We start from the raw sequence: 15,621 nt of genomic DNA, 5'->3' as shown, positions 1-15,621 counted from the left end.
TGCCAGTGCGGCGTGCAGCGAACGACGATCAGGAAAAAACGGGTGGGGCCCGTGGGCGGCCCGATGGGAAGGCGCCGAGTGGCGTAAAGCGCGTAGACAGCGCAGCGATCGCGGTCACGACCGGCAACAGAAGAACGGGCGCGACGGTCGGCGGAACGGGCGGCGGCGCGGCATGAGTCGCGAGCAGATCGCAATAGCCGCATGCGGAGAGCAGATCGCCCGCGTGATGGCTGCCGCTGTCCGCCTGCGTAGCAGAACAGAGCACCGCGACGGGTTCAGTCGTGCGGGCTGACGTCACCAGCTGGCTCACGACCGGCACGAACGTGACGAGGCACATGGCAAGGATGCCAAGCCATGTGCTGAGTCGTCGACGGGCGTGAAAGGTCATGGGTGATGAATCCGTGAGTGGGCGAAGTTTAACACCGGTTTTGTAAGGGAGTTGAACACTCCGTGTTCGCTTCCGGCTTCATGCACGGCGAGGCGCGGGCAGATGAATCATCACTGGGGGTGAGCGGGACCAGCGCCAGTATCGTCGCAAGCACGATGGCCGCTATCTCCAGGGCCGTCATGGATGTGACTGCGATCGCCTGCTGTGTCACGAGGTCGCAGTGATCGCATACGCCGAAGCTGTCGGCGAGCGTGTACTGCCTCGCGCTTTCGCTCCTGGCGGCAGAGCAGTTGACCGCGACCGGTTCCAACGACTCCGCCGGTTTAAGCAGTTGAACCGCGAGCGGCGTGATCACGATCAGCCACATGGCAACGATGGCAGGCCATGCGACAAAATGTTTGCGGGCGCGGATAGTCATGATCGTCCCAACGGGCATGCACGATATTCGATAGTCCAGGTCGCGCAAAACACCGAACCATCGCAATGCGGAAAGAGAAGTTTTCAGCGTTCATGCGTCACCGAAGCGCTCAGGCGGTTAACCGCGGACGAACGCGTTCCATTCCAGGACGTGCGGCCCGGTCGGTCCGGCTAACGCTCGCTACCTGCGCTTTTGGGGCTTACGTCCCATTCTAGGTTGACCGGCGAGTCGAAGAATGTGGACATGCCCCCGACAGCCATGGGTGGAGTTCCCCAATGTGAGCAGCCGGCGATGTGCACCACCAAGGGGATCGCGTTCGCCGGAAAATGACGGATCGCACAATGAACAAAGAACGACGACATGAACGGAAAGCAGCGGCTGAAGGAGTGGCCGGTGCGTCAGCGCACGGCTTCGCTTCGTTGCGCTGATTGCGCCCGGCACTGGGCCCGCCGAATGGCCTGGGTTTTGCCCAACGTGCTGGCGTCGGCCGTGATTACAGGCTCACCCGATGTGACGAATTGACTCAACAGCGGCCGACAGGAGTCGCCGCCGTACGGTCCCGGGACACGGTGCGCCCGTGGCATAATCGCAGACGTTCGATTTCCGAAACAACACCAGGCCAATGCGAAGCCGCCTTTTCCGGATGACCGGCAGCTTCCTGGGATTGCTTGCAATCCTGATGGCCACGCTCGCGCCCGCCATCTCGCATTCGCTCGCCGCCACGCACGGCGGCGGCGAAAGCGGCATGCACTGCTCGATGCCGTCGATGCAGCACAACGCACCGGACGCGCAATCGCATGCCCATGCACCCATACCCGACGGCGACGCCTGCGGCTATTGCAGCCTCCTTGCGCACATGCCGGCTGTCATGGCCCCGCAGCTGGTTTTCATGCAGGTCATCCAGGCTGTGCTCCATCGGAGCGCGACGCGCTATGAGAGCATCCGGCTTGTCGAGCCACTCAAGCCCGGGCAGCCGCGCGCTCCTCCCATCCTCCGTTTCTGATTCACGTTCGCCACCGCCGCAATGCGCGCCGCGCATTGCATACCCCTGCGCGCGCACTCGCGACACGCAAGGGATCGACAACAATCCAGAAACCGGATGAACCATGCACACCCGTTCAACGCGACGCCCGTCCCGGCGCGCCGCACTCTCACTCATTGCGACCATACTCACCACCGCGGCGATGCTGCCGCAGCACGCTCAGGCCCACGCGATTGCCGGTGACCGCGTCTTTCCCGCCACCCTGGCCGTCGATGATCCCGGCGTCGGCGACGAGGCCAACCTTCTGTACGGGCACATCCGCGTACCGGCCGACAACGGCGACCAGAGCGTCAACACGTTCCATTTCGAATACGACAAGCTCATCACATCGCGTCTCGCGCTGTCGGTAGGCGGCGCGTATGTGATGCAGAACAACCCGACGGCGCACGGCTTCGATAACTTCGACATCGGCCTGAAGTACCTGCTGTACATCAACGAGGCCCACGAATTCATGACTTCGATCGGTGTGACGGCGGAACTCGGTGGGACGGGCAGCCACGCAATCGCGAACAGCTTCTCGACCATTTCGCCGACGGTTTATCTCGGCAAGGGTATGGGCGACCTGCCGGATTCGCTCGCCTGGCTGCGCCCTGTCGCCATCACGGCCCAGGCAGCACCGGCGCTCACGACAGGCGCCGGACAGCCGAATGCATTCAACTATGGCTTTACGGTCCAGTACAGCCTGCCGTACCTGGAGCAGCACGTGCATTCGCTTGGCCTGCCGCAACCGTTTTCGAACCTGATTCCGATCGTCGAAATTCCCCTTTCGCGAAGCCAGGGGCAGACGACGGGAACCGTTAATCCCGGCTTCATCTGGATCAACCGCTACGGCCAGTTCGGCATCGAGGCGCAGATCCCGGTCAATCGCGCCAGCGGTTCACACGTCGGTGTTCTCGTGCAGGCGCATGTCTTCTTCGACGACATTGCGCCGACGACCATCGGCAAGCCGCTGTTCAACTGGTAGTGGAGCATCGCATGAACACACGTCATCATTTGCGTAGCGGCGCGACGCTGGCTGCGTTAGTCCTCGGACTCGCGTGGGCCGGTTCCGTCTGGGCGCACGTCTTTCCCCGCACGCAGGTTCCGGCCGCCGGTGCCACCGTCGCCTCGCCCAGCGAGGTGCGGATTGTCTTCGATGGCCCGCTTGAACCCGCGTTTTCGTCCGTGACCGTCACCGATGCAGGCGGCAAGCAGGTCAACACGGCGAAGGCCGCCGTCGACGCACAGAATCACGACGCGATTTCGGTCGCGTTGCCGCCATTGCCGGCAGGACGCTATACCGTGCATTGGGTGGCCGTGGCGTCCGACGGACACCGGACGCACGGAGACTATGGCTTCGACGTAAAGTAAGTGAGTTGGCGCTTTCGAACGGCTGTGTCTGCTGTAGGCCACCCTCAGCAGATGTGGCCGGAGATCGAAGCCATGGTGTATCCGGACAGGGGAGGCCGTTCACTGCATCGCGCATCGATGGCCTCGAAAAATGCCTGTCCAGCAGGCGGGAGAACGAAACATGAAACAGGATATTGCACGCCAGGCACTCGTCGCCACCGCCCTGGCAAGCCTTGCAGTCGTGGCGCCTCAAGCTGTGCATGCCGAGAAGAAAGTGCAATGCTATGGCGTCGCAAAGGCGGGCCAGAACGACTGCGCGAGCAAGACGGGGGTGCATGGCTGCGCAGGCGAATCGAAGGTCGACTACGACAAGGGCGACTTCAAAAACATGCCTGAAGGTACCTGCAAGAAAATGGGTGGGACGGTGGGCACCTGATCCCGCGCTTTGTCCGATGCAGCCGCGAAGATCCGTACGATGACCGAATATCCGCAAATCGTGGCGCCGCCGGGCGTCGGTGTCGGGCTGCGTCACGCGCACTACACGGACTTTCTCGATGCAGTCCCCGCCGTCGACTGGATCGAAGTCCATAGCGAAAACTATTTCGGCGATGGCGGATACGACCTGCATGTGCTGGAGACGGTGAGGCGGGATCTCCCCGTCAGCCTTCATGGTGTCGGTCTCGGGCTGGGCTCGACGACGCCACTGGACAGCGCGCATGTCGGCAAACTCCGGCGCCTGGTCGAGCGTATCGAACCGGCGATCGTGTCGGAGCATCTGTCGTGGAATGCTTCGGCATCCGGCTATGTCAATGACCTGCTGCCGTTGCCGCTGACCGCGCTGGCGCTCGACCACCTGTGCACCCGCGTCGATGCGCTGCAGGAAAGGCTCGCCCGGCGCATTCTGGTCGAAAACGTCTCGGCATACGTGCGCTTCAAAGCGGACCAGTACAGCGAAGCCACGTTTCTCACCGAAGTCGCGCGCCGCAGCGGGTGTGGCGTGCTGCTGGATATCAACAACCTCTACGTCAATCAATGCAACCACGCGGAGGATGCGATCCGCGCGATGAACGAACTTTCGCCGGAGGTTGTTGGTGAGATGCATCTTGCAGGGCACAGCGTGACTGATATCGCTGTGATCGACGATCACGGCTCACGCGTGGCACCGGAAGTCTGGGCACTTTACGAGTACGCGCTCCAGCGTTTCGGTCAGCGTCCCACGCTGATCGAATGGGACACGAATGTCCCGCCACTCGCAGATCTGCTCGACGAAGCGGACAAGGCGCGCACCCTCCGGGTGGGCGCTGCCCGCTTACCAGGCTTCGCGTGTTCAAACGCGGGACCTGCGCAATGAACACTCCATTCAACGACATCGAACAGGTGTTTGCCGATGCCATCCGCGATCCGCAAAAGGAGTCCGCGCTACTCGAAGAACTGTCGACTGACCAATCCATTGCAGCGCGCCGTCTGGCTGTATATCGCGGCAGTGTACAGACGCATTGCCATGCCGCATTGACAAACGCCTATCCCGTGTTGCTCGCGCTGACGGGTGAACGCTATTTCTCGACGCTTGCGCACGCATACGCCCACGCCTGGCCGTCGCGCAGCGGCAATCTGAGCCAGTTCGGTGAACATCTGGCCGACTTCATCGACAGTTGGGAATGCGATTCGCACTATCCATATTTCGGCGATGTCGCGCGACTCGAATGGGCCATTCATACGGCCTGGTACGCGACCGACCCGAGCGTACTCAGTGCGCCGCAGTGGCAGCAGATCGGCAGCGAAAAGCTGCTCGGCAGCCGACTGGCGACACATCCGGCTTGTGCCGCGATTCATTCGCGTTACGCGATTGCTGACATCTGGCGTGCGCACCAGTCCGGCGGAGTCATTCCGCTGCGCATCGATGCGCCAGCATCCGGACTCGTTGTACGTCCGCGGTGGCGACCCTTTGTCATCAATCAGAGCGACGCAGCACACGCGGCATTCATAGCGTTGCAACACGGTCAAGCTCTGAACGAGGCAATCGACGTCGCACTGGCTCTCGATGCCCGATTCGATATCTCATCGCAACTCCAAAGCTGGATCACGGTCAGCGCGGTTACCGGCCTCGCGATATAGCGGCAGATATATCTAACGGTCCGATGTCGAAGTGGAATCGGATGGTCGTGCTGTCCGTTCGGCGACTCTGCCGCCGACCCCAGTCAGCCGGCCGCGTTGCCGTTGTCCTCGTGGTGCGGCTCACCGGATTTCGGCATGCCGAGAATGCAGATCTGGAATATCGGCGTCGCGGCCAGTGACTCGAGATCCGGGTCTTCGGGATAGCGCAACAGCAAGGGCAAGAACACTGAGCCGCCGATCACGGCGCGACGGCTGTTATCGGCTGTCCTTAACCCCCAGATGTCCTGATACACGACCGGCACGGGAGGCCCGTCGAGTGCGGTGTTGCCCAGATAGAGCATCACGTGCCCACCGATGTAGATCAGCGTGCGCATCGGCTGACCATGCCGTGCGAGATAGTCGAGTCGCTCGGCCGGCGTCGACGCCGACAGGTCGATCATGTCGCCAGCACGCATCTGCGTCGATGAGTGACGCGGCAGCCATACGCCAAACGCGGCGAAGATGCTCTGCAGTTCGGCCGAGCAATCGTTGTCGAAGTTCGTGTTTCCCCAGCCATATGGCCGGCCGACGAGGGCTTTCAGCAACCATGCGAGATGGCGTGGCGTGGCGCTGAGCGGCGCGGGTACGATCTCGCTGTCCGCGAGCGTCGCCGCGCGCATGACCGCGTGGCCGTCGACTTCGCGCACCGGGACGACAATGCCCTGCATGTTCGCGGACGTCGTCGGTTGCAGCGGCAGCAACGTGCCGGCTGACGCATCAAAGCGGAACACGCCGCTATGGTCGCGCACCGGCGCTGACGCCGCGATCACGACACCGGGCATCGTGCGGACTGCGGCGCGCCAGGTCGCGACGAACGCGTCGTCGACGCGAGCGACACCATCGCTCCTGACCCAGCCCTGGACATCCGGCGTCTGCACGTAGCGCCAGCCGCCATCCGCACTCGTGCCGAGCACGTAGAGCGGCGTGCCGGGCCGCACTGCGCTCACCTGCAGGTTGTCGAACGGATAGCCTTCGCCTGCAATCCGATGGTCGTAGAACGATGGATCGATGGTCGGCAGTTCGCGCACGAGCAGTGCCGAGGTCGCGATTGCGCGCCGTGATGGGTCGTAGGCAGGTGCGCTTGCAAACTGTCCGGGATCGACGTTCCTTGCAATCGCATCGATCCACGCCGCTGTGTGCGGCACGAAGTTCATCCCGTAGCTGATCCGGCCACGGGGTTTGTCCGTGTTGTCGAACTGATCGAGCCGGCGCTCCTGCAGCGCCGTGATAACGCTGCCGCCGTCGCTGTAGACGTAACCGTCGATGTACGCCCGGTTCCATGGCGACGGGTCGTCGGGACCGGTGCCGAAGTATCGGGCATAGAGTGCGTCAAACCGGGCGTGCTGCACGTCGGGCGCGAGGAACGGCGTGTCGTAGCTGGGGGAGGCCGGATCGATCCAGTGATCAACGTCCTGAGGGTAATCGCCAAGCGGAAACAGGGTAATCGTGTCGGGCGCCGCCGTGCGGCCTGCATGGACCGACGCAGCGGGCCCGTTCGCGCAGCCGGTCAGGGCGCTGACGACAGACAGGCCGGTGAAGAGCACAAATGCCAATGCGCGAGCCCACCGTGACGCGTTGTTGTCCCGTCGAGCGTGCTCCGATGAACCGAACGCAGAGTACATGATTGAAGAAAGCCGGTCCGAAAGATGTGGATGATACCGGCCAGCCCACACATGGGACAGCCCGGGCATACCAGGCGGAATACACGAATGCACGACATATGTGATTGCTGACAATACGTCACGGTATGGCCTGACCACCGCTGATGCACCCGGATGGTCTTAAATTGTCGCTGGTTAGTACAGCGTCTCCGTTACGATGCACGTAAACGGGTGCCGCGGTATGGCAGCCATATGGCACGGATCCATCACCGGATCAGGACAGCGGGGAACGAATGCATGCGCTCCAATGACCGTTTCGATCATCGACGTTTGTGCCACTTTCGCTTTCTATTACTTTTCATCATTCCGTTTCTCCTGCTTCCGTTGAACTCCCAGGCTGCCGTGCCTGATTGCAGCGCAGGAACAGCCGTCACCGTCGTCGCCCACCTCGATGATGATCTGCTCTTTGTCGAACCGGCGATCAGCGAGCGGCTACGGGCGGGCTGGTGTGTCACCGTCGTCCACCTGATCGGTGGCGCGAATGGCGCGAAATTCGACTATGTGCTGAAACGCGAGGAGGGAACGCGTCTCGCGTATGCGCGTCTGGCGGGCGTCAGCAATGACTGGGATGAGGCGACCATCCATATTGCCGGCGAGCCGGTATTCGAGCTCCGGCTGAAAAAGCAGCCACGCGTGCGGCTGCTCGAACTGCGCCTGCCGGGCGGCGCTGTGCGAGGCGGGCGCGTGCCGCTCGCACTACTGTGGGATCAGGGCGCGACGCTGACCACCTATCCGATGGGACACGGTGAAGGCGTGCCTGGCCGCTACACGCGCGACTCGCTTTCCGCGACGCTCGGAGCGATCCTCGAAGGCGCGACGCGCATCTACACGCTCAACCCCGATACGGTTCCGTTCATCGAACACCCGGATCATATCTATTCCGCACGCATTACCCGACGCGTCGCGCAGTCCCTTGGGCGCACTGTCCCGATCTCGTATTTCGTCACCTATCCCATCGGCAACTGGCCGGTCAACCTGCCAGCTGACGAGGCACAACGCAAGCGCGATGTCGCTGCGACCTATTTCGCCGTCGATGGCGGCGATGTGGCGCAGCTCTTCGGCGAATACGAGTGGAATGGTGACTGGGTCCAGCGCCAGTATGCGCATAACGACTCGACGGCACACGTCAGGCCCGATTTTGTCGGCACGTCGACGGTGCTCTTCAATGCCGCGTCGAGCCGGTGCCTGACCTCGGCAGGCAGCGGGCGGGAGCCTGCTCTCTTGCCATGTAACGGTTCGATCCCGCAGCAATGGAAGTGGGAACCCAGAACCGCTTATCCCGGCAATGAGCACAATGCTGCGCTCGTTTCTGCGGCGACGGGACAATGCGTTGCGGAGCGCGGTACGCTCGTCGAAACAGCATGCGCAGAGTGGGATCCTTCACAGCGGTGGACGCCATGGGACTTCGGTCTCGTCTTCACGCCTTCACGGCGGTGCCTCGGGGAAGAAGACGGGAAGCTGAACATTCGCGGCTGCGCCTCGCTGACGACACGATACCGGTGGTCGACGATGCAGCCGACATCGTCCACCGATCTGCGGCTTGCGGGCGCCATGTATGGCGATGTGACGGGGCGTCACGTGCCATCTGCCGTCTATGTGCAGCGGCGTGGTGATGGTCCGGGCTTTGACGTCTATGTCCAGTCGTTGCAGGACGCTAGCACGCCCTTACGCTGGTTCGCCAACGCGGTTCCGTTCGACAGTCACGCGATTACTGCGACCTGCGGCGCCGACGCGATGTGCTTCGACGGCGCGCGTTTCCTGCTCGGCGACTTTGACGGCAATGGCCGCGCGGACCTGATGGTTATCACGCCGCGCGAAGGCGGCACCGCGTACTGGCTGTTGCGTAACACGGGTCACGATTTCGAGGCGCCGACGCTATGGTTTCAGAGCGATCACCAGATACCAGCCGGCCGCACGCAGCAGTACATCGCGTTCGCAAGCAGGGCACAACCGGCACAGCGGATACTGCTCGCGGTGCAAAAACCGGACAAGGGTGCGGAATTGTGGACGGTCGGCAAAGACGACACCGGCCATGTCCACCAGGTCAAGGTGTTGGACGATGCACGTTTGCGTTTCGATCTGCGCCTGCTCCCGACGCGCAGCCGGGACAGGGACACGGCATCTTTCCTTGCCCTTCAGCCCGCCGACAATGATGACGAACGCATCGCCGTTATCCCGCTCGCGCTTTCCGGCGGACACTGGCGTACTGGAACCCCATCGCTTCTGCCACCGGTGTTCAAGCCTGACACGACGAAGTTCGCCACCGACGACCAGCTCGGTGAGACGAACGCAGCGGTCGTCATGACGGTGCCCCGGTTCTCCGAACCAGGCGGGATCGACGTGTGGCAGTGGGCGCCGCCTGAAACCGGGACGAAGCCGGTTCTGCTCGCGTCCTTGCCCGATCAGCCATGGCCGGACGCGAGCCCCGCCCTGCTTCACAGTAGGGCACATACCACGCTGGCCCTTTACCGGCGAGCTGACGCAGTGCTCGATAACATCCACTTTTCAGGCGGCAATGCAATGCTCGTACAGTACGACATCGACGGCCGTGAAATCCGTGACAGGCCGCATGCGGTGTCGCCGCTGCCCGCCGTCTATTCGGAAACGCTCTGGCTGGAGCGGCTTAGCCGATAACTGGACATGGACGAAATTCTGACCGATACGTCACCGCATCCTTGTCAGCAAAAGAAGGAATGTTACCCACGCGAGCGAGATCAATGTGCAGGTCCAGAGGATGAGCGCCGCCGCAGCTGCGCGGCCGTGCCACGGTCCCCCGGCATCACCGCCGATGCGTGCATTGACGGGGGCATGTCTGTCGTCCTGTGTTGCGTGCTCACGCCAGCTCGACAGGTCCATGGTCATCGCAGTGATCTCCGTGTGGATGATGCAGGTGGCCGTTCACCAGATAATCGACGTGGCCCCATGGGGAACCGCTTCGTGTCCGCAACCTGGGCCGTGAACGTGATCGGGCGCATGGCCGCCACAGTTATGGTCGGGTGTACACCGGTCCGGGTTTATTGCGCTTACCTCAAGTTTGTGCTCATCAACATGATCCGCGTGTGGATTGTGCAGATGCCCGTCATGCAGGTAATCGACGTGGTCGCCGTGCCGGATCGCCGTATGTCCGCAGTTCGGGCCAATACTTATGCGTGGCGATTACTGGGCGGTAGGGCTTGTTGTCAGTTCGTCGTAGCCCTTCAGGCGATAGATAGCGAACGAGACCAGCCACGCCAGGATGAACACGCCGATGATGATGAAGCCCAGGTCGTTGAAATTGTCGTTGAGCGCACCGATGACGTCCCAGAAGCCGCCCTTCAGGTTGAACTGATCGCTCAGCAGTCCAAGCGTTTCGATGCCGCCGATCAGCACCGCGACGAGTACCGAAACCAGCGTGATGGTGAGGTTGTAGTACAGCTTGCGGATCGGGCGCACGAAGGCCCAGTCGTAGGCACCCAGCATTAGTACGCCGTCAGTCGTGTCGACGAGCGACATGCCTGCGGCGAATAGAACCGGAAACACCAGAATCACGGACATGGACAGACCTTGCGCGGCTTGGCTCGCCGAAATACCAAGCAGGCTCACTTCGGTCGCCGTGTCGAAGCCAAGGCCGAACAGAAAGCCGAGCGGCAGCATCCACAGCGGTTTGGAAACAAGCCGGAACATCGGGCGGAACAGGCGGGCGAGCAGGCCGCGGTTGTTCAGCAGGAGATCGAGATCTTCGTTGTCGTAAGGCTCACCTCGGCGCACCTTGCCAAACGCGCGCCATACGCCGCGCAGGATGATGATGTTCATGGCTGCGATCAGAAACAGGAACAGCGCCGAAACGCTGGTGGAAATGACGCCGCCGAGATCCTTCCATGCCTCGACGCGGCTTTCCAGTGCGGCAGCTGTCGCGGCCACAGCGGCAGCCACAAGCAGAACCACGGCGGAATGGCCGAGAGCAAAGAAGAAGCCAACGGTCACAGGACGCTGACCGTCCTGCATCAGCTTGCGTGTGACGTTGTCGATCGCTGCGATATGGTCTGCATCGACGGCATGACGCAGGCCGAAGCCGTAGGCGAGCAGGCCCGTACTTAGCAACAGCGGATGCGCATGAAACGCAATGAAGGCCCAGATCCAGGCGCCGATATTGAAGACAGCGAGAACGACATAGATTCCGGCAATGCGGCGGCGCAGCGTTCCCGGTGCGGAAGTGGTTTGCGCAATGGTGGACATTTAGCTAACAGATCCTGAGGTCGGTTTCTCCTTGCAACGGGCGCTGCCTGTGGCGGCGCTTTGCGCATCGGGACACCCCGCCCGTTTGCGGCTGCTTGGAGCTCGTCGATGGCAGGTCTCCTGGCTCGCGGGTCGATGCCCAATGCCGACCTTCCCGGTTTCCCAGTGGCCCTCGTGACATGGACTCGCCGCTCACAGTTGCGGGGGCAGCCGCAGACTCAAGGCGCTCGCGCCTCTACAGCGTTCCCTTTTGACCCCGTCGCCGGGAACCATCAGCGCGCAAGCGTAATGGCCGCACGCCTGACGCGTCAATCGCGTTGACGCCAAACGCGTGGTCATTTGCCAACCGGCGCATTCGTGCCGATCCGGATTACCCTGCCGCGCAACGCCGCTTCGACGGCGTTCTCTGTCAAAGCGCTCGTCATGCTAGCCGTACTGGCGCTGGCTGCGGTGCTGGGTCATATGTCGCCGACGGGCGGATAGCGAAGCGGCCATGTGGATACGCGACTGGTATGACGATCGAGCCGCGCCCTGGTGCTGCAACGTCGGTGCCACCGGCACATTTTCCTTAATGCGAACCTGGTCCGACCTCGAACCGCCGCCGTGCTCGACCGGTGATTTTCCCAACAGAAAAGGGGAAGACCGAGGTCTTCCCCTTGCGACGGCTATGCAGCCTTCCCGCGTTACACCGGAACCCAACCACGCAACCGGTCCTGATCTTCACGTGCGGGGCCGACCGACAACATGATTCGCATCGAACCGTCAGCGTTCCGGGTACGCTGGCCTCTCAATCTCAACTCGCCAGCAGCCATCGCAGCTTCGTCGGAAGGCGGTTCGTCCCTGAACATCGGCAACAGCGACAGCCAGCCGCTGTATTCCGGTTCGGAAACCTCCTTCGCATATGCGCAAACCCGAAGCTCGCCGACGTAGTGAACGTCTGTCGATCCGAAGGCAAGACAGAGCAGATGCTCGCCGTCTATGCCAACCCCAAGCGAAGCAATGACGGGCATCACGGCTTCAGCCGTCCGGACAAATCCCATCATGAGCGGCTTGCTGATCGGACCACGCCATTCATCGATCGCTTTCCGGGCCTCCGGAAGAACGAACAATTCACCAGTTGCAACGGTCGTTACCGAGAACATATGGCCTCCAGAAAAAGGCCATCCGGGAGCGTCGTTTGACGTTCCACGAATGGCGGAACGTCGAACAACACTGGGTCGATTCTAGGCGAAAAAAGTCAGTTGTCCAGGTCAATGCTTAACATATTGACGTGGGCGACGATATCGGGTGTATGTCAAAGCGGCGCTGTGGGCGAGTCACCAGACCACGAAGAGCAGGCAGTGGAATCGCGCAATCACTAACAGATGCTGTTCCCTGCGCACCGCGAATTTTCATCTGAAGCGCTATCGCTTCCACTCCTCTAGCAGCTTGCGGGCACTGTTGGTAATCGCAAAATCGCTCGGACAGATCGGCCTGCCGGTGGTGTCGTAACCGGTCGCGAGTTGCCTCCTGGTCAACTGATATAGCATCTCAAGCAGCGCCCGTTTTTCGACCGGCGACAGATCGCCAAGAGTACTAACGAGTGTACGCGTCATGATCGGCTCCTATCCGTTCTATGGATAAACGGTCGCGACGCGCCTGTTGTTCAGGTACACGTCCATCGCTTCGTTAATGCCCTCGTCGCGCAGCTTCCCGACGATGCGTGAGATCGACACATCAAGCGCGTCGATCTCGACACACACACCGGCCGCTGCGCGCTTCATGTCAATCCGCATACGCGTGCGCAGGTTCGCGCCCACGTAGTCGCCGAGCTGCACCATGCGCGATTCGGTGCGCGTGTTTCGCTGATTTACCTCACGTAGCAGCTTCATCATTTCGTGGTGCATCTGCTGGAACTCTGTCAGATGTGCCTGTTCGTTTTTCAAGATGGTCTCCTTGGTCAGCCTTTGGACACTTGAACATCGGGTGATCACCCGGATGTTCACGCTTGTGCTGCACACGCGCCACGACGTCCGGACTACGCGTTGCCCGGCATCTGGCGTATCCATGCTCCGTTTCTTCACGGATACGGGCAAGCGACAGCCGGCATCCGCACTGGCAGGACTTCCAGTTGCGCGATTTACAGTGACTTCGGGACACGGAGATGCGCACTTTGTAGTTTTCTACAGTTTGTCCGTTCAGGACGAACACTTTGTACTTGAGTACACTTCGTTCGCGTGCGCGGTGGACGGCCGGAGCGGCACCGGCACTGCCCTTGATCGGAAGAGGCCGCTGTTCCGCACGATTGCGCGCGGCACAGGGCGATTGAGTAGCACACGCTGCCCCGGGTCAACGCGTATGCAATGGTGCGCCGACGCGTGCTCGCGGCCGGCACCGGCACGAAGATCGGCAATCACACGTTCCGCGCGACGAGCATGACCGCCTATCTGAGAAACGGCGGCACGCTCGAAAATGCTGCGGCGATGGCCAATCACGCATCGACGCGCACCATGCAGCTCTATGACCGGCGCGGTGACGACGTCAGTCTCGATGAGGTCGTCTCGAGGGGGGCTCGCCAATATGCGCAATGCCATATAGCGCTCAAGGCGCTTCATCGTTTCGGCTGAATCGCATCAAACAGAAAGCGTGATAACTTTAGAAAGTTGATCAAAAAAGGCCTCCAAACCCTTTTGATCACTACTTCCTGGCGGGTAGGTGGGTCGGGTGGGCAGTCCGGCGTTGCTATAGCAACCCCTGGGTGCTCATCCGGGCGGGAGCACACAGCCACCCCCAGCCCGCAGGAGGTACAGATGCACCAGAAGCGGAAAAGCAAAGGCGGGTCGTTTCTGAAAGCAGAGGCGGTTTTTCGGACCATTTTGAAGGTCCTGAGGGTGATAGTCTGGATTTTGACTATCCTCTCTGTGATTGCTACGGCGGTCGTGAAGGCGGACACGCTCTTGGGAAAGGCGAACACCATCTGGCACGACATGCACCATGATGCAATCACAAGTACTGGTTCCAGGGAGCCGGTACCGCACGTGACGATTGATGCTCATGTGAGGATTACCCGGTAGGGTGTTCCTCCCCGAACCCAGGCGATCGGCAAGCCTGGCGTCGGCTGTTCAAGTAGACAGGATGCGCGCCTGTCTGCGCATCGCCCCAACGCAGTATCGAGACTGTCCGCCCTGAGGAGACGGCGGACAGTCTTCGACTAACCTCCTTAGATCAGCGCTTCCCCCTTGACTCGAATGGTCCAGCCTCAGCGCGTCGACACGCACTGTCGTGGCACTGCATGGTTATGTATTGGGCGACAACCGGACGACTTCGTTGGCGCGATTTACTTCTGCATCGGCTCGACCACGATCCGCATCCCCAAGCGTCCTAGCGCTTCCATGAACTGCTGTAGACCTTGATTGCCGAATGGCGCAAGGTCCGGGTACGGCATCACTTCATCGGCTCGAGGATCGTGCTCGGTGGGAGGCACGCGGCAATCACGCGCGTGGTCGAAGACGACAGCGGCCGCTGTAACGTGATCGCCGGCTGCCAGCGCGACATTAATTTGAGCGGCCTTCCCGGCGACGGTTTCAGGCGTGTGGCCGAAGATGCACAAGACTGCGTCCATCGTGTCGGCGTTATCGTTGAGTTCGGTTTTCATGACCTGGTTATCGGCAAAATTTAGCGAATCTTCAACTTGTTGACGGCGAAGTGCGGTGATGGCATTCGCCTGGACGAGGTCAAGCGGATCCATCGCTGAAATCATTTGCACTTTCCGTCGGGGAGCCGGTCATGGGTTATCTGTTCACGCGGCGGCAGCTGTACGAGCTGGTCTGGGCCGGGCCGATCACCGCGCTGGCGAAATCACTGGGCGTCTCTGATGTCGGGCTCGCGAAGGCGTGCCGGCGTGGCGACATTCCGTTACCGCCGCGAGGCTACTGGGCAAAGCTGAACGCAGGCCGGCATGTCGACCGTACGCCGCTGCCGCTGCGCGCCCCCGGCGCTTCCGACTGGGTCGAGGTCGGCTCTGGACGCCCTCAGGCGTTCGGGCAGGACGCCGTGGAAGCATCGATAACTGACATCGCGCCCCCTGAGCCGCCGGCCTACGACGAGACGCTCGAAGCCGTCGAAACGCGGATCCGGCAGGCACTGCCCGCGAAATTCCGGTTCGTGCGCGCGCTCGACGACGCGCACCCGCTGATCGCGCGGTTGCTGTGTCATCGTCGGGCCGCACCGGATGTCGCACGCGGCCGATGACACGACGCAGGCACACGGCGATCGAATGACCGTTTGCGGAGTGGAGCGGCCGTCTGAACGTCTTAGCGATGCATCAAACGAAGGGTCCCTTCGTGGCCGATCGGCGAGGCTCACGATGCACCCCCTGAGCGCCTGGCGTACGAAAAACCCCCTTTATTGTCGCCACCGCAAAACGAATGGGCGA

The 15,621-nt window shown here is 61.6% G+C and carries 17 protein-coding genes, 1 pseudogene and 1 riboswitch; of the genes and pseudogenes, 9 read left to right on the top strand and 9 right to left on the bottom strand.

What is annotated here, in order from left to right; all coding sequences use genetic code 11:
* Positions 1–28: 28 nt before the first annotated feature.
* Both VSR68_RS30710 and VSR68_RS30705 read right to left on the bottom strand, forming a co-directional pair.
* Positions 29–388 carry a DUF2946 domain-containing protein gene (locus tag VSR68_RS30710; protein ID WP_342943436.1) on the bottom strand — a complete coding sequence of 120 codons (360 nt, stop codon included), beginning with the start codon at positions 386–388 and terminating at the stop codon, positions 29–31.
* A gap of 28 nt (positions 389–416) precedes the next feature.
* Positions 417–806, bottom strand: coding sequence for a DUF2946 domain-containing protein (locus VSR68_RS30705; protein WP_342943435.1), 390 nt, complete (start codon positions 804–806; stop codon positions 417–419).
* 622 nt (positions 807–1,428) lie between these two features.
* Between VSR68_RS30705 and VSR68_RS30700 the strand changes: the two genes are divergently transcribed.
* The 6 genes from VSR68_RS30700 to VSR68_RS30675 all read left to right on the top strand — a co-directional run bounded on the left by VSR68_RS30700 (position 1,429) and on the right by VSR68_RS30675 (position 5,292).
* On the top strand, positions 1,429–1,809 hold the full coding sequence (locus VSR68_RS30700) for a DUF2946 domain-containing protein (protein ID WP_342943434.1): 381 nt from the start codon (positions 1,429–1,431) through the stop codon (positions 1,807–1,809).
* A 103-nt stretch (positions 1,810–1,912) separates the two neighbouring features.
* Positions 1,913–2,812 carry a hypothetical protein gene (locus VSR68_RS30695; RefSeq protein WP_342943433.1) on the top strand — a complete coding sequence of 300 codons (900 nt, stop codon included), beginning with the start codon at positions 1,913–1,915 and terminating at the stop codon, positions 2,810–2,812.
* Positions 2,813–2,823: 11 nt separating this feature from the next.
* Positions 2,824–3,198, top strand: coding sequence for a copper resistance CopC family protein (locus tag VSR68_RS30690; protein WP_342943432.1), 375 nt, complete (start codon positions 2,824–2,826; stop codon positions 3,196–3,198).
* Positions 3,199–3,358: 160 nt separating this feature from the next.
* Positions 3,359–3,613 (top strand): BufA1 family periplasmic bufferin-type metallophore, encoded by a 255-nt coding sequence (locus tag VSR68_RS30685; RefSeq protein WP_152765424.1) that lies wholly within the window; start codon positions 3,359–3,361, stop codon positions 3,611–3,613.
* Between the two features lie 60 nt (positions 3,614–3,673).
* Complete coding sequence (locus VSR68_RS30680) at positions 3,674–4,528, top strand: DUF692 domain-containing protein (protein WP_342943431.1); 855 nt, start codon at positions 3,674–3,676, stop codon at positions 4,526–4,528.
* The gene (locus VSR68_RS30675) at positions 4,525–5,292 is read left to right on the top strand and encodes a DNA-binding domain-containing protein (protein WP_342943430.1); all 768 of its coding nucleotides are present in this window, start codon (positions 4,525–4,527) and stop codon (positions 5,290–5,292) included. The genes VSR68_RS30680 and VSR68_RS30675 overlap by 4 nt, the downstream gene beginning before the upstream one ends.
* A gap of 83 nt (positions 5,293–5,375) precedes the next feature.
* Here VSR68_RS30675 and VSR68_RS30670 read toward each other — a convergent pair whose 3' ends face one another.
* Complete coding sequence (locus VSR68_RS30670; RefSeq protein ID WP_342943429.1) at positions 5,376–6,884, bottom strand: SH3 domain-containing protein; 1,509 nt, start codon at positions 6,882–6,884, stop codon at positions 5,376–5,378.
* Positions 6,885–7,229: 345 nt separating this feature from the next.
* Between VSR68_RS30670 and VSR68_RS30665 the strand changes: the two genes are divergently transcribed.
* Positions 7,230–9,626: an RICIN domain-containing protein gene (locus VSR68_RS30665; RefSeq protein ID WP_342943428.1), complete on the top strand. Its 2,397-nt coding sequence runs from the start codon at positions 7,230–7,232 to the stop codon at positions 9,624–9,626.
* Between the two features lie 30 nt (positions 9,627–9,656).
* Here the strand turns inward: VSR68_RS30665 and VSR68_RS30660 are convergent, their stop codons facing one another.
* The 5 genes from VSR68_RS30660 to VSR68_RS30640 all read right to left on the bottom strand — a co-directional run bounded on the left by VSR68_RS30660 (position 9,657) and on the right by VSR68_RS30640 (position 13,255).
* Entirely contained in the window at positions 9,657–9,854 is a 198-nt protein-coding gene (locus tag VSR68_RS30660; protein ID WP_342943427.1) for a hypothetical protein, read from the bottom strand.
* A 294-nt stretch (positions 9,855–10,148) separates the two neighbouring features.
* On the bottom strand, positions 10,149–11,207 hold the full coding sequence (locus tag VSR68_RS30655; protein WP_342943426.1) for a HoxN/HupN/NixA family nickel/cobalt transporter: 1,059 nt from the start codon (positions 11,205–11,207) through the stop codon (positions 10,149–10,151).
* A gap of 93 nt (positions 11,208–11,300) precedes the next feature.
* A riboswitch (cobalamin riboswitch) is annotated at positions 11,301–11,496 on the bottom strand.
* Positions 11,497–11,890: 394 nt separating this feature from the next.
* Entirely contained in the window at positions 11,891–12,349 is a 459-nt protein-coding gene (locus VSR68_RS30650; RefSeq protein WP_342943425.1) for a hypothetical protein, read from the bottom strand.
* A 261-nt stretch (positions 12,350–12,610) separates the two neighbouring features.
* The gene (locus VSR68_RS30645; RefSeq protein WP_342943424.1) at positions 12,611–12,802 is read right to left on the bottom strand and encodes a hypothetical protein; all 192 of its coding nucleotides are present in this window, start codon (positions 12,800–12,802) and stop codon (positions 12,611–12,613) included.
* A gap of 18 nt (positions 12,803–12,820) precedes the next feature.
* Positions 12,821–13,255 carry a hypothetical protein gene (locus VSR68_RS30640; RefSeq protein ID WP_342943423.1) on the bottom strand — a complete coding sequence of 145 codons (435 nt, stop codon included), beginning with the start codon at positions 13,253–13,255 and terminating at the stop codon, positions 12,821–12,823.
* Positions 13,256–13,445: 190 nt separating this feature from the next.
* Here VSR68_RS30640 and VSR68_RS30635 point away from each other — a divergent pair.
* Positions 13,446–13,813 (top strand): annotated as a pseudogene (locus VSR68_RS30635) (hypothetical protein); the annotation flags it as partial.
* Positions 13,814–14,523: 710 nt separating this feature from the next.
* On the opposite strand, the gene VSR68_RS30630 reads toward VSR68_RS30635, so the two are convergent.
* Complete coding sequence (locus tag VSR68_RS30630; protein WP_342943422.1) at positions 14,524–14,946, bottom strand: hypothetical protein; 423 nt, start codon at positions 14,944–14,946, stop codon at positions 14,524–14,526.
* 26 nt (positions 14,947–14,972) lie between these two features.
* On the opposite strand from VSR68_RS30630, the gene VSR68_RS30625 reads away from it, so the two are divergent.
* Positions 14,973–15,437 (top strand): hypothetical protein, encoded by a 465-nt coding sequence (locus VSR68_RS30625; protein ID WP_342943421.1) that lies wholly within the window; start codon positions 14,973–14,975, stop codon positions 15,435–15,437.
* Positions 15,438–15,621: the final 184 nt, after the last annotated feature.

It is taken from the genome of Paraburkholderia phymatum (assembly GCF_038900715.1).
Taxonomy (GTDB): Bacteria; Pseudomonadota; Gammaproteobacteria; order Burkholderiales; family Burkholderiaceae; genus Paraburkholderia; species Paraburkholderia phymatum_A.
Note: the sequence above shows the minus strand (reverse complement) of the source record. Positions and strands in the feature narration are given on the sequence as shown.

Bases quoted from the DNA above. Each gene is read 5' to 3' on its own strand.
- VSR68_RS30665 (WP_342943428.1), top strand. From the start codon at position 7,230: ATGCGCTCCAATGACCGTTTCGATCATCGACGTTTGTGCCACTTTCGC.
- VSR68_RS30690 (WP_342943432.1), top strand. From the start codon at position 2,824: ATGAACACACGTCATCATTTGCGTAGCGGCGCGACGCTGGCTGCGTTA.
- VSR68_RS30645 (WP_342943424.1), bottom strand. From the start codon at position 12,802: ATGACGCGTACACTCGTTAGTACTCTTGGCGATCTGTCGCCGGTCGAA.
- VSR68_RS30660 (WP_342943427.1), bottom strand. From the start codon at position 9,854: ATGACCATGGACCTGTCGAGCTGGCGTGAGCACGCAACACAGGACGAC.
- VSR68_RS30630 (WP_342943422.1), bottom strand. From the start codon at position 14,946: ATGATTTCAGCGATGGATCCGCTTGACCTCGTCCAGGCGAATGCCATC.
- VSR68_RS30625 (WP_342943421.1), top strand. From the start codon at position 14,973: ATGGGTTATCTGTTCACGCGGCGGCAGCTGTACGAGCTGGTCTGGGCC.
- VSR68_RS30675 (WP_342943430.1), top strand. From the start codon at position 4,525: ATGAACACTCCATTCAACGACATCGAACAGGTGTTTGCCGATGCCATC.
- VSR68_RS30650 (WP_342943425.1), bottom strand. From the start codon at position 12,349: ATGTTCTCGGTAACGACCGTTGCAACTGGTGAATTGTTCGTTCTTCCG.
- VSR68_RS30685 (WP_152765424.1), top strand. From the start codon at position 3,359: ATGAAACAGGATATTGCACGCCAGGCACTCGTCGCCACCGCCCTGGCA.
- VSR68_RS30705 (WP_342943435.1), bottom strand. From the start codon at position 806: ATGACTATCCGCGCCCGCAAACATTTTGTCGCATGGCCTGCCATCGTT.
- VSR68_RS30700 (WP_342943434.1), top strand. From the start codon at position 1,429: ATGCGAAGCCGCCTTTTCCGGATGACCGGCAGCTTCCTGGGATTGCTT.
- VSR68_RS30710 (WP_342943436.1), bottom strand. From the start codon at position 388: ATGACCTTTCACGCCCGTCGACGACTCAGCACATGGCTTGGCATCCTT.
- VSR68_RS30655 (WP_342943426.1), bottom strand. From the start codon at position 11,207: ATGTCCACCATTGCGCAAACCACTTCCGCACCGGGAACGCTGCGCCGC.
- VSR68_RS30640 (WP_342943423.1), bottom strand. From the start codon at position 13,255: ATGGATACGCCAGATGCCGGGCAACGCGTAGTCCGGACGTCGTGGCGC.
- VSR68_RS30695 (WP_342943433.1), top strand. From the start codon at position 1,913: ATGCACACCCGTTCAACGCGACGCCCGTCCCGGCGCGCCGCACTCTCA.